At 63.8% G+C, this 12,325-nt stretch carries 10 protein-coding genes and 1 pseudogene; 5 read left to right on the plus strand and 6 right to left on the minus strand.

What is annotated here, in order from left to right; genetic code table 11:
• The first annotated feature begins 66 nt into the window (after positions 1-66).
• The 3 genes and pseudogenes from AACP59_RS03000 (at position 67) to AACP59_RS03010 (ending at position 2,374) form a co-directional block, all read left to right on the plus strand.
• Positions 67-1,429, plus strand: a pseudogene (locus AACP59_RS03000) (ABC transporter ATP-binding protein).
• Between the two features lie 4 nt (positions 1,430-1,433).
• A complete protein-coding gene (locus AACP59_RS03005) occupies positions 1,434-2,006 on the plus strand; it encodes a FluC/FEX family fluoride channel (protein WP_339349789.1) in 573 nt (190 codons plus the stop codon).
• Positions 2,006-2,374, plus strand: coding sequence for a fluoride efflux transporter FluC (locus AACP59_RS03010; RefSeq protein ID WP_339349790.1), 369 nt, complete (start codon positions 2,006-2,008; stop codon positions 2,372-2,374). The genes AACP59_RS03005 and AACP59_RS03010 overlap by 1 nt, the downstream gene beginning before the upstream one ends.
• Before the next feature lie 83 nt (positions 2,375-2,457).
• On the opposite strand, the gene AACP59_RS03015 is transcribed toward AACP59_RS03010, so the two are convergent.
• Positions 2,458-3,495, minus strand: coding sequence for a bile acid:sodium symporter family protein (locus AACP59_RS03015; protein ID WP_297316992.1), 1,038 nt, complete (start codon positions 3,493-3,495; stop codon positions 2,458-2,460).
• Positions 3,496-3,702: 207 nt separating this feature from the next.
• On the opposite strand from AACP59_RS03015, the gene AACP59_RS03020 reads away from it, so the two are divergent.
• Positions 3,703-4,335: an NAD(P)-dependent oxidoreductase gene (locus tag AACP59_RS03020; protein ID WP_339349791.1), complete on the plus strand. Its 633-nt coding sequence runs from the start codon at positions 3,703-3,705 to the stop codon at positions 4,333-4,335.
• A gap of 162 nt (positions 4,336-4,497) precedes the next feature.
• On the opposite strand, the gene AACP59_RS03025 is transcribed toward AACP59_RS03020, so the two are convergent.
• The 5 genes from AACP59_RS03025 to AACP59_RS03045 all read right to left on the minus strand — a co-directional run bounded on the left by AACP59_RS03025 (position 4,498) and on the right by AACP59_RS03045 (position 9,573).
• Complete coding sequence (locus AACP59_RS03025) at positions 4,498-4,800, minus strand: L,D-transpeptidase (protein WP_339349792.1); 303 nt, start codon at positions 4,798-4,800, stop codon at positions 4,498-4,500.
• Between the two features lie 468 nt (positions 4,801-5,268).
• Complete coding sequence (locus tag AACP59_RS03030; protein WP_339349793.1) at positions 5,269-6,081, minus strand: alpha/beta fold hydrolase; 813 nt, start codon at positions 6,079-6,081, stop codon at positions 5,269-5,271.
• Positions 6,078-7,184: a redox-regulated ATPase YchF gene (ychF, locus tag AACP59_RS03035; RefSeq protein WP_297316997.1), complete on the minus strand. Its 1,107-nt coding sequence runs from the start codon at positions 7,182-7,184 to the stop codon at positions 6,078-6,080. The genes AACP59_RS03030 and ychF overlap by 4 nt, the downstream gene beginning before the upstream one ends.
• 185 nt (positions 7,185-7,369) lie before the next feature.
• A complete protein-coding gene (gene proC, locus AACP59_RS03040; protein WP_297316998.1) occupies positions 7,370-8,170 on the minus strand; it encodes a pyrroline-5-carboxylate reductase in 801 nt (266 codons plus the stop codon).
• 47 nt (positions 8,171-8,217) lie between these two features.
• The gene (locus AACP59_RS03045) at positions 8,218-9,573 is read right to left on the minus strand and encodes an alpha/beta fold hydrolase (RefSeq protein ID WP_339349794.1); all 1,356 of its coding nucleotides are present in this window, start codon (positions 9,571-9,573) and stop codon (positions 8,218-8,220) included.
• A 164-nt stretch (positions 9,574-9,737) separates the two neighbouring features.
• On the opposite strand from AACP59_RS03045, the gene AACP59_RS03050 reads away from it, so the two are divergent.
• On the plus strand, positions 9,738-12,242 hold the full coding sequence (locus tag AACP59_RS03050) for a sensor histidine kinase (protein ID WP_339349795.1): 2,505 nt from the start codon (positions 9,738-9,740) through the stop codon (positions 12,240-12,242).
• The last annotated feature ends 83 nt before the right edge of the window (positions 12,243-12,325 follow it).

Genomic DNA, 12,325 nt, shown 5'->3' on the forward strand with positions numbered 1-12,325 from the left:
GCTGAATTCGACCTAAGGACAATTGATATGACCGAGACCGAAACCGAAACCGAGAACACCGCAACCATGACCGCGGACAGGAACCGGACCCCCATCATCCAGGCCGAGCAGGTGACCAAGGCCTACCAGACCGACTCCGGCAGCGACCTGAACGTCCTGGACAAGATCGACTTCACCCTCCATGAGGGCGAGGTGGTGGCCATCCTTGGCAGGTCCGGGGCCGGCAAGTCCACCCTGCTGAGAATCCTGGCCGGACTGATCCCGGCCAGCTCGGGCAAGGTATCCTACCGGGGCAAGGAACTGACCGGGCCCAACCCCGGAGTGGCCCTGGTCTTCCAGAGCTTCGCCCTGATGCCCTGGCTGACCGTCAAGGACAATGTGGAGCTCGGACTCCAGGCCCGAGGCGTGCCCCGGGCGGAACGGGAACGCCTGGCCCTGTCCGCCATCGACGCCATCGGCCTGGACGGGTTCGAGACCGCCTATCCCAAGGAGCTCTCCGGCGGAATGCGCCAGCGCGTCGGCATAGCCCGGGCCCTGGTCCTCAAGCCCGATGCGCTCTTCATGGATGAGCCCTTCTCGGCTCTGGACGTCCTGACGGCCGAGAACCTCCGCCAGGAAGTCCTCAAGGTCTGGTCCGAGGAGGCCGGCAGCATCAGGTCGGTCCTCCTGGTGACCCACAACATCGAGGAGGCGGTCGAGATGGCCGACCGGATCGTGGTCCTGGGATCCCACCCGGGCAGGGTCATCGCCGAAGTGCCGATCAGGATGGAACGCCCGCGCGACAAGCAGTCCGAAATCTTCCAGACCAGCGTGGACTACCTCTACTCGATCCTGACCGGGCAGAACAACACGGAGGACATCCGGAAGCAGCTGCAGACCAAGGTCCGCAACAAGCAGGCCGTCCAGAATTCCCTGCGTGATGAGGACATGACCGAAAAGAACCTGCCCGATGCCACGCCCGGTGGGCTGGCCGGACTGGCCGACGTCCTGGTGGACCAGCCCAGTGGCATTGACCTGGCCGACCTGGCCGCCCAGCTCTCCTTCGAGGTGGATGACCTCTTCCCCCCTGATTGATGCAGGTCTGATGCTGGGTATCTTCGAGGCGGACAACGGGCACATCTCCCTGACCAGGCTGGGACGCACCTGGCACGATGCCGACATCCTGGAAAGCAAGGAGATGTTCTCCCAGATGCTCCTGGACCGGGTCCCGCTGATCCGGGTAATCGACCGGGCCTTGAAGAACAGCGAGCACGGCAACCTGCACGGCAGTCTGATCCTGGACCTCCTCAGGTCGCACCACTCCGACAGGGAGGCCATCCAACAGTTCGATACTGCCATAACTTGGGGACGGTACGGCGAGCTCTTCGATTACGACGCCGACGACGACAGACTGACCCTGACCGCTGAAGAGGCCCGGAAGGTCGAGTGACCCAGTGGATCAGAAAGACGGAGAGGAAGCGATCGGAGAGGCCATGGAAGAGGCCGAGGGATCCACGCCGGATGGGCCCCAATTCGACATGGCCCTCGTGGTCTTCCTGGGAGGCGCCCTGGGTACCTTGCTGCGCTGGGCCCTGGGCGGAGTTGCCGTCCCGGTAGGCGGCTTCCACCCTGGCACCTTCCTGGCCAACATGCTGGCCTGTTCGGGCTACGCCTTCCTTGCCTCCTACCTTGCTGAACGAACCGACCTCTCCAAGCGGAGGAGGGACTACTCCAGTCGGGCCCTGGGCATGGGCCTGTGCGGAGGACTCTCCACCATGTCGACCATGGTGGTCGAGGTCCTTGAGGATATGATGGCGGGTCATGTTCCGGGTTCACTCATCTACCTGCTGTGCAGTTTCATCCTGGGGCTCGCCCTGGCAACCCTCATGGCCAAGTTTGGCCGGGCGGCGGCAGGGCATCGTTCTGGTTCCCTCCCTCCGGGCGGATCCCCAAGCGTGACCTCAGATGAATCGTCAAGTGGGCTCTCAGGGGGGATACAGGCAGCCACCCGGGGAGGCGAGACCTGATGACCACGATGCTGATCTGCCTGTGCGGAGGACTCGGCGCCGCCCTGCGGTACCTGATCGACACGGTCATCAAGTCCCGTTGGAGCGGTTCCCTCCCCCTCTCCACCCTGGTCATCAACCTCTCCGCCGGGTTCTTCGCCGGTCTGGTTGCCGTCCTCTTCGCCCATTCCCTCCTGGACCCACAGACCCATGCACTCCTGGCTACCGGCCTGCTCGGAGGGTTCTCGACCTTCTCCACGGCCATCAACGAGGTGGTGACCATGAGGCGAACCCGGGCCAATCAGATGGCCCTCGCATACTTCCTGGTCTGCCTGGCCCTGCCCCTCCTGGCCGCAGCCTTGGGTTACCTCCTCGGCGGACTCCTCTAGTCGAATCAGTCCGAGTCGTCCATCCCGGCATTTTTCCTGGTACTGGCAAGAATCGGGGCTGTCCCTGATGAAATCGAAACGGGCTACTCGACACCTGCCTCGACCGTGGCCGGAGACTTGAGGGCGCTGCGCTTCTCGCCATTGTCCGAGTCGGCATCAATGGCATGCTTGTCGTCGTGACGGCGCCACCAGGCCGAGAGGACCGATCCTGAGATGTTGTGCCAGACACTGAAGAAGGTCGAGGGTATGGCCACGATCGGGTCGGCCGCAAAGGCCTGGAGGGCCAGGGTGGCGCCCAGGCCGGAGTCCTGCATGCCGACCTCGAAGGTGATGGCCTTCTGCTGGGCGTAACGGAACCCCTTGGGGTAGACCCGGTACATGAGCTTGCCGAAGAGGAAGCCCAGCCCATATCCGCAGAGGTTATGCAGCATGACCACCGGCAGGACCAGGGCCGTGGCGGCGGTGAAGAGCTTGGCATTATTGACGGCCACGACCACGCCGATGATGACCAGGATGGCTATCTGGGAGATGGCGGGGAGCGCCACGGTGACCTTTTGCACCTTCTCCTTGAAGATGGCATGGACCGCCACGCCCAGGCAGATCGGGATCAGGACCACTTCCAGGGCGGTCAGGAAGAGCTTCTCAGTCGGGATCGCCACATACCGGCTGGCCAGCACGTTCATCAGGAAGGGGATCATGAAGGGTGCGCAGATGGTGGAGAGGAGGCCGATGGAAACGTCCAGGGCCACATCGCCGCGCGAAAGATAGGACATGACGTTGGAGGAGGTTCCCGATGGGCAGCAGCCGACCAGGATCACACCCACCGCAATCATCCCGTCCAGGCGGAAGATCTTGCAGAGGAGAACCGCCAGAAGCGGCATGATCAGGTAGTGGGCCACGGTGCCGACGATGACCATCAGGGGCATCTTGATGATTCGCTTGAAGTCATTCAGACTCAGGGTCAGCCCCATCCCGAAGAGGATGATGCTCAGGAAGTAGTTGGTATAGCCCTTGGCCCAGAGGCTGACCTGGGGAAGAAGGAAATTGACGGCGGCCCAGACCAGAACCACCAGGATGAACCACTTGGTCAGCCAATCACTGAATCGTTTGACACCACTCATGCTTTCCCCTACTCCCCTCTCCGGTTACTCTCAAGTGGTCAAAGATAAACACGATCAATGGGGGGACCGACAAAACGACCGCATAGTGAACTCGTCAAGTCCGCCGAACGGGCGAGGACGCCCCTCCTGTTCCTGCCGATTGTGACGTATTCGCCCTTCAGCGGTATAGAATCGCCTCGAACGAAATTCCTCAAGGGGAGGGTGAGCATGATGAAGATGACAGTGGTGGCGGCCAACGGGAAGGCCGGTTCGGAAATCGTCGAGGAGGCGCTCTCCAGGCAGCTGGATGTCGCCGTCGCAGTACGGGGCAGCAATCGCACCAAGGCCCAACGGGTACTGATCAGGGACCTGATGGACCTGACCGCCGAAGACCTGGCCGGTAGCGATGTGGTCGTGGACGCCTTCGGCGCCTCCGCACCTGATGCCCTTCCTCAGCACACCACGACCCTGATGCATCTGGTGGACATACTCGCGGGAAGCCCGACCAGACTGCTCGTTGTGGGCGGGGCCGGCAGCCTCTATATGGATGCCGACCATACCCTCCAGCTTAAGGACACCCCGGATTTCCCCAAGGGATTCAAACCCCTGGCCCAGGCCATGGGCAAGGCCTTGGATAGGCTCAGGGAGCGCTTGGACTGCCACTGGACCTATGTCAGCCCGGCTGCGGATTTCCGGGCTGATGGACCACGGACCGGCCGCTACCTCCTGCGTGGTGAGGAGTTTTCCACCAATGACCAGGGCATCAGCATGATCAGCTATGCCGACTACGCCATCGGCTTGGTTGATGAGGCCGTCAAGGATGGTCACGACCATCAACGCATCTCCCTGATCGGGCGGTGAAGTCCGGTTCACGACACCCGGATCGGATGAGAGTCCGGCTTTGTATGCCGTCTCAGCCGGCTCCTGCCTCAGGGCAATTCCATCATTCCGGAACCTGGCAGAAGACCTCGACGGCGGTGTCCACGGGGACGTGTTCCATGACCCGCCGGGCATCGGGGATGGTCAGCCCCACACACACCCGTGGGAACCGGGTCGAATACCGAGGAGATCGGCCTGGTCGGCGATGTAGGCTCCGTGCGCATAGGTGGGGACACTGCGGAAGAGGAAGACCCCATGATGGAGGAAGCCGGTGTAACACCGGGCTCCCATACCCTCCCGCGCATTGAAGAACGGGTCCCCCCGCTCAGGCTCGATCTCGAAGGTGCCCCGCGGTGTCGAGTCGTCCATACCGGTCGTAGCGAACATGGCGTATAGGGAGGTCGACCCGGAACGCACATGGACACGCCGGTCCTTGATGCTGACCACCAGTTCCATGTCGGGGACAGTGTTCGGATCCGAATAGGGAATTGACTGGGAGGGTTCACGCCAATCGACGGGGCGGTCGTGGGTCGGGGCGTTCAGGCTGACCCTTGGGTTTGCCGACCTGACCGGAGGTATCGGGCTGCCGGGGCCTCCTTTTCACCTGCTTGTCGGCATCCTCCGGCCCTCCCCTGCCTGAAGCCAATCATGAGACCGGTTGCCCGGGAGGTCGACGGGGCGGCATGACCTGTCGGCTCACCGGGATGGAGCAGGTTGACCATGACGATGCTCAGGACGATGACCAGGGCCGAGGCCAGAATGACCAGGGCCGTCCGAGGGAGGGGGCGAGGATGGCCGCGAGCAGGCGCCTCGGGACGCTGTTCCTGCGGGCGTTTCCCCTGACCACGGTCTATCTCTCCAATCCGGAAGGGTCGGTGCCTGGCACCGGAACCATCCTAAGCCGCATGGGCGGGCTCAGGAAAGGGCCATATCGGCCAGGACCTGCCTGGCCCACCCCTCCAGCAGGGTCGCGACCACCTCCGGTTGCTCGAGCTGAAGGTTGTGGCCCGCCCGGTTCAGCACCGCATAGGAACCGCGTGGGAAACGCTCGACCAGGTCGAACTGGTCGCGGTACCCGACGCGTTCATCCTGCCGTCCGCAGATGAAGAGCGTGGGTGAGATGAAGGTTGACCAGACCTGGTCGAAGTCGGTGTCAAGCTCGTAGGCCCCACTCAGACGGGCCACCGTATCCGGATCCGCGGCACGGATGCCGGGCAGAACCGTCCGGACGAAGGCCTCCAGGTGCTCCCTGGACTCGACCACGGCCATCTCCTGATAGGCGCTACGGGTGGACTCATCGACGGCCGCCAGGGCCTGGTCGTCCCGGGTCAGGACCTGACGGGGCGGCAGGGTACGGCGGGTCCTGTCTGGGTGGACGACCGGGGCCAGGAAGGCCATCCCCAGGCAGCGGGACAGACGCGAGGCCGCGGCATGCCGGGCCATGAGGCCGCCCATGGAGTTGCCCACCAGGGCGAAGGGACCGCCCTGGCTGAAGATGTCGACCTGGTCATCCACCCAGGAGGCCAGGTCCGCAGGGTTCTCCACACCTGGATCGGGAGGCGTCCGTCCGAAGCCGGGCTGGTCCAGATAGATGCGCTCAAAGCCCCCGATACGGTCGAAGACCTGATCCAGCTCGATGAATATTCGATGGTCCACACCGAACCCGTGCAGGAAGATCAGGGGCAACCCCTGGCCCCTCCGTATGGCGAATCCGGGACGGGTGCTCACTTCTTCCCCCCAGAGGGGATGCCGGTCTTGAATTCGACGATGTCACCGTCCTGCATGACATAGTCCTTGCCCTCCAGGCGCATCTTGCCCTCCTCGCGGACCTTGGCATAGGAACCGTCAGCGGCCACGAAGTCGTCATAGGAGACCACCTCGGCCTTGACGAACCCCTTCTCGAAGTCCGTATGGATAACACCGGCGGCCTGTGGGGCCGTCCATCCCTGGTGAATCTGCCAGGCGCGCACCTCCTTGACCCCGGCGGTCAGGAAGGTCTGCAGCCCCAACACGTCGAACCCCACCCTGGCCAGCTGGTCCAGGCCCGACTCCTCAAGACCGGCATCGGTCAGCATCTCGCGGGCGTCGTCAGGGTCCAGCGCGGTCAGCTCGGACTCGAACTCCGCATTGAGGAAGATGGACTGGGCCGGGGCCACGGAGTCGGCCAGACGCTGTTTCAGATCCGCCTTCTGCAGCTCGTCGTCATCCAGGTTGAAGACGTAGATGAAGGGCTTGGCGGTCATCAGGTGGAGGTCGTAGAGATCGTCCTTGTCGATGGTTCCGGCCTGGGCCGCCTGGTCGATGGTCTGCCCCTGGCCCAGGATATCCCTGGCCTTCTTCACGGCATCCAGATAGGACGACTTGATCTTGCCGCCCCTCAGGTCTTTTTCCAGCTTGGGCAGGGCCTTGTCGATGGTCTGCATATCGGCCAGGATCAGCTCGGTGTTGATGGTTTCGATGTCGTCGCCCGGGTCCACCTTCCCGTTCACGTGAACGATGTCGTCGTCTTCGAAGGCCCTGACCACCTCGCAGATGGCGTCGGCCTCCCGGATGTTGGCCAGGAACTGGTTGCCCAGCCCCTCCCCCTCCGAGGCCCCCTTGACGATACCGGCGATATCGACGAAGGTGACGGTGGCCGGGACGATCTTGTCGGTATGGACCAGCTCGGCCAGGACCGGCAGCCGGTCATCCGGCAGGGGGACGATGCCCGTGTTGGGCTCGATGGTGGCGAAGGGGTAGTTCTCCGCCAGGACGTTGTTGCGGGTCAGTGCATTGAACAGTGTGGACTTACCCACGTTGGGCAGCCCGACGATTCCTATGGTTAGCGACATGCCCACCAGTCTATTGCCTGCACTGCCCTGGCGTGGCGACGGGCGGAAAAGAACCTGGGGCAGGGCCCGGCATCATCGTTCACGGATGAACGGCTTGGGCAAACCCTTCGTGATGAACCATTCTCAAGTGAGCCGCAGTACAACCCCTGAAGCAACATGTGACGAGCCGTACGCCCTGATGCGGGTCAGGCCCCTTCAACCGTATCGATGGCGTCGATGACACTGCCCCGGAAGCCGCTCTTCTCCAGTGCGGCCACCCCCCGGATGGTGCTTCCTCCGGGTGAGCAGACGGCGTCCTTCATGGCTGCGGGGATGGTTCCGGTGGCCATATGAAGGGCACCGGTCCCCTCGGTCATCATGGCGGCAAGCCGATAGGCCACCTGGCGTGGCAGACCGTGTTTGACCCCGGCATCGGCCAGGGCCTCCATGTACATGGCCGTGTAGGCAGGGGCACACCCGGCGATGGTTGTGGCCACGGAGGTCAGATCGGCCCCGAGACGCTCGATCAGGGCCACAGGCTCGAAGACCTGGTTGAAGAGCCGGCGCTGGTCATCGGTCAGGGTGTCCTGATCCTGGGTGACCATGATTCCCTTCCCCACCGCGATGGGGGTGTTGGGAATGGAGCAGATCAGGTGGGTGCCTTCGTCGAGCAGGTCGGCGTAGTCATCCATCCTGAACCCGCCGACGATGGAGATGACCATCCGCCCCTCGTCCGCCAGCTCCTTGCGGATGGGTTCGCAGATCTTGGCCACTTGACCGGGCTTGACGGCAAGGATGACCATATCGGCGGCAGAGGCCACCTCCTGGACTGAATGCAGGGGACGTACACCGAGCTTTCCGGCATTCGCGGCCAGCTTCTCGTAGTGGTTGGCGCAGGCCACGATCCGGCCCCCGGGCAGGACACCGGCATCGACCAGCCCCTGGGCCATGGCCTGGGCCATGTTCCCGTATCCGATGAATCCGATTGTCAGTTTGTCTGTGGTCATGGTCCCCAGTCTACCCGCGCCGAGGGTGCCTGGAACCGGATTGTCCCTCAGAACAGTCCCTCCAGGTCACCGCGGTCCAGGGCCTCCCGGTAGAGGTGGCCGAAGACCTGATTGCCGTGGAGCCCGTCATGCTCGAACTGGTTGGTCACCCAGGCATGGGAGTTGCCCACCCGCGACAGGGTGTCCAGCTGCATGCCGGAGTCCACGTAAAGGTCGTCGAAGTAGACGGCCGCCTGGAGGGGGACGGTGTTGGAAGCCAGACGGTCCTGATCATAGAGTCGGCCCCAATGGCCATCCTCCATGAGTAGGCGAACTGCCGGGGCGAAGGGCTTCAGGGCCTCCTCCTGGTCGAACATCCAGGGGAAGACGACCTCCCCGGTGAAGAGGAGGGGCCTGGAATCAGTCTGGAATTCCGGATGCTGGTCTCGCACGCGCTGCCCGGCCCAGCGGATCGGGCCGCAATCCCCGTCCGCATAGATGAACTCCTGGAGTGGCCAATAGAGGGGCGTCGCGGCCGTGGCCGTCCTCACCCCCTCCAGGAAGGCATCGGAAAGGCCCACGGACCCTCCGGTCGGTATGGATCCGTCACCGTTCAGGAAGGCCGTGTCCAGGAGCCAGTGCAACCGTGCCGCCCCGGCCTGCCTGCCCAGATCGGCCCCCAGGGTCTGGAAGCGTTCGACGGTCAGGGGGTCCCCACCCGGTAGGGTCACGTCTCCCTGAGCCAGACGGTCGGCGATGGCGGCCACCCGGTCCAGATCCTGCGGGTAGCGCTCGTAGAAGGCCTCGGTCTTGGCCCGCATCCTGGGGAAGGTGTGGGTATAGACCTCGGTCGGGTCCGCCGGGACGTGCGGAATCCCACCGGTGGTGAAGGAGGCGGCCAGACCCTCGGGGAAGGCCGAAAGGTAGGCCAGGGTCAGGAACCCTCCATAACTCTGCCCAAGGGTGATCCAGGACCTCCCGGCGAAAACGGTGCGGCGAAGGTGCTCGAAGTCACGGACGATGGAGTCGGCCAGGAAGTGTTTGAGGTAGGCGGCCTGGGCCTCAGGCTGGGACAGTTCACGCATGGTGTGCGAATCGATGGCCGAGGACCGTCCGGTCCCCCGCTGATCGGGCAGGACGATCCTGAAGTGCTTGACGGCCTCGGTGATCCACCCGTCGCTGGTCTGATCCAGGGGGCGAGGACCTCCGGATCCCGGACCTCCCTGAAGGTAGACAAGGAGGGGGAGGTCATCGTGAATGTGCTCCGGAGCGCAGATGGTCCGGTAGAAGCAGGAGATGGTCGGATCGTCGGGGTGTCCCTCAGAAGTCCAGGACCCGGGTTCCGCCCCGTCCCAATCCAGGGGGACGGGGATGGACCCCTCCTGCACATAGAGCCCGGGCAGGTAGTATCCCTCGCTTGCCATGATCGCCGCTCCCTTCATGAGCACTCGAACCATCACCCCATCAGCGCCATACTCCAGGCTGGCCACAGGGCCCTGGGGATGGCATTATTCTCCCCATGCCGCTGGACCGGAATCATCCCCAGGACCTATATGGAAGGAAGCGGCCGAAGGATAGGCTTGTACACATGGACCTTCTCAGGCGCGGATGGGACAGGCTGCTGGCCTGGGTGCAGAGTGACGTACTCATCGCCGATACCCTCCTGGCCGCCCTGGTCTTCCTGCTGATCTCCAATTCGGACTCTTCGGACGGGCTCCTGATTCACCAGTCCGATCGAGCCATACGCCTTTGGAGCTTTGCCCTCCTCCTGCCGGTCTGCATACGAAGGCGGTTCCCGGATCTGGCCCCGAGGATATTCATCCTGATCAGCGCCCTCCAGTTGGTTCTGGGACCGGTGCAGACACCGGCCGATCTTGCGGCACTGATCCTGATGTACTCAGCGCTTGTATATGGGCGCAAGTCCTCCAACCGTGCCTACATCATGGCAGGCGCCGCCCTGGTCTGCGCCGAGGCCGCCTGCAAGGCCGCCCTGCAGACCTTTGGACCCGATCAGGGTAATGTGACCCAGGCCATGTTGGGCCGCCAGCCCTTCCCCCCACCCGTCGAACTCCTGGAAGCACTCGTCTTCGGCCTCGTCATCTACGGACTGTTCCTAACCCTTGCCATCTTCCTGGCCTACTGGTCCCGTGCCCGTCAGCATTCCATTTCGGTCATGCGCCAACGTAACGAGGCCCTGGCCTTCAGGGCCAGGGAAGAGGAGGAACTGGCCGCCAGCGCCGAACGCGCCAGGGTGGCGCGCGATATGCACGACGTGGTGGCCCATACCCTCTCAATCATCATCGTCCAGTCCGATGCCGGCCGATACGCCACCGCCACCAACCCCGACATGGCCATGCGGACCATGACCACCATCCGCGACGAGAGCAGGCGAGCGCTGATTGAACTGAGCTCCCTCTTCGGCACCATCGGACACAGGCAGGACGGATCAGAGGATCCTGTGGAGACCATCGACGGTGACGGGCGGGAGACCTTGGACGCGGGCAAGGCCGTCGATTACCCGATGATGGAATCAATCATCGCCCGGGCCGGGCGCCTTTCGAAGGTTGGGACCTTTGCCCACACTGTCCTGGGAGAGCCACAGCCCGACCTGCTTGATTCGCGCAGGACCATGGTCTCCTACCGGGTGGTCCAGGAGGCCTTGACCAACGTCCGCAAGCACGCCGGCCCCAGGGCCTGGGTCCAGGTCAGGGAGGAATGGGACAGGCAGGGGCTGACGGTAACCATCGATGACCGCACCGATCCTGGACACGGGTCAGGCCCGGTCGCCGAACCGGATCACAGGGGTTACGGTCTGAGGGGGATGCGGGAACGGCTCTCCTCCATCGGAGGGTCCCTGGAGGCCGGCCCCCTGCCGCCGGGCGGGTTCCGGGTCAGGGCCACCATCCCCTTCCGCTCCAACACAACCGGTTTGGAGCCTTCACCGGCCCTGATCCCCACATCCACCGAACAGACTGTCACTGCCGGCGAGGGGAACCAGGCAGCCCCGACCACCTTCGCCCCGCCGGTAAACCAGGAGGGTCACGTCGGCGACCGTGCAGGCGCCCCCATCGAGGTGGGAGGGTACCGACTTAACAGGGTCGAGCGGCTATCGTCACGGATGCAGGGGCATTACCTGCTAGTGGATACTGTGCTGGTGCTCCTGCTCTTCATGAATTTCGGTCTGAACATCATGGACATCCCCGGCAGCCAGGCCTCTCCCTCCCCGGAGGCACCCATACCTGTTCGGGTCCTGATCACCCTGAGTGCCCTCGCCCCGTTGGCCTTCCGGCGTCGCTTCCCGGAAACGAGCGCCATCCTGATGGCCACGGCCTGCGCCCTCCAGGTCTTCTTCTCTCCTGTTCTTACCGGCGCAGACATTTGCGTGGTCATTTCCATCTACTCGGCCATGACCTACGGGAAAAGCAGGGCTCGACGGTGGGTTCCCATCGTGACCGTGGCCGAACTGCTCCTCCTGGGCCTGCGCATCGTCCTGATCGGCTGCGGGGCTTCCAGCATCAGCGACTTCCTGATGTTCGGGGGGATGTCCGACAAACAGCTCGCCATGACCCACTCCACCCTCGAGAATCTGACCCTGCTCTTTGCAGCGTCGGTCCCGCTCTGCCTCATCGCCATGCTGGCGGCCCTCTGGCGCCGGTACAGGGGGTCGAGTCTGCTCCTCCTGGAGGAACGGGAGAGGGCCTTGAACCAGGGAATACAGGAGGGCAGGAAACTTGCCGCCAACAAGGAGCGCGAGCGGATCGGGGTCAGCATGCAGTCGGATGTGGCGGCGACCCTGAACGCGGTCATCGCCAGCACGGATGAGGGCATCGCCCTTCTTGAGCACGCCACAGACCAGGGATCGGATCCTGACCCCGATACGGTGGCCCAAGCCTTCGAGGGAATCGGGAAACAGGGACGCCAGGCCCTGGCCAGGATGCGTCAACTCCTGGAAGTCCTGCACCAGAGCAGCAGGACGGAACCCGGACCCGGCCACCGTACGGAGGGTCCGGCCCTGAGACCAGCCAACCCCCTGTCGGTCTCAGCCCCTGCCGACGACACCGGATGGCAACCCATTGCCGGCACCGACAGGTAATGCCCAGCCAGGAATCCCGCCCTGACCAGCCGGGTATGATCGGCAACAGTACCGAATACGAGGAGACAGGCATCCAGGCCCCT

It is taken from the genome of Bifidobacterium indicum (assembly GCF_036987015.1).
Classification (GTDB): domain Bacteria; phylum Actinomycetota; class Actinomycetes; order Actinomycetales; family Bifidobacteriaceae; genus Bombiscardovia; species Bombiscardovia indica.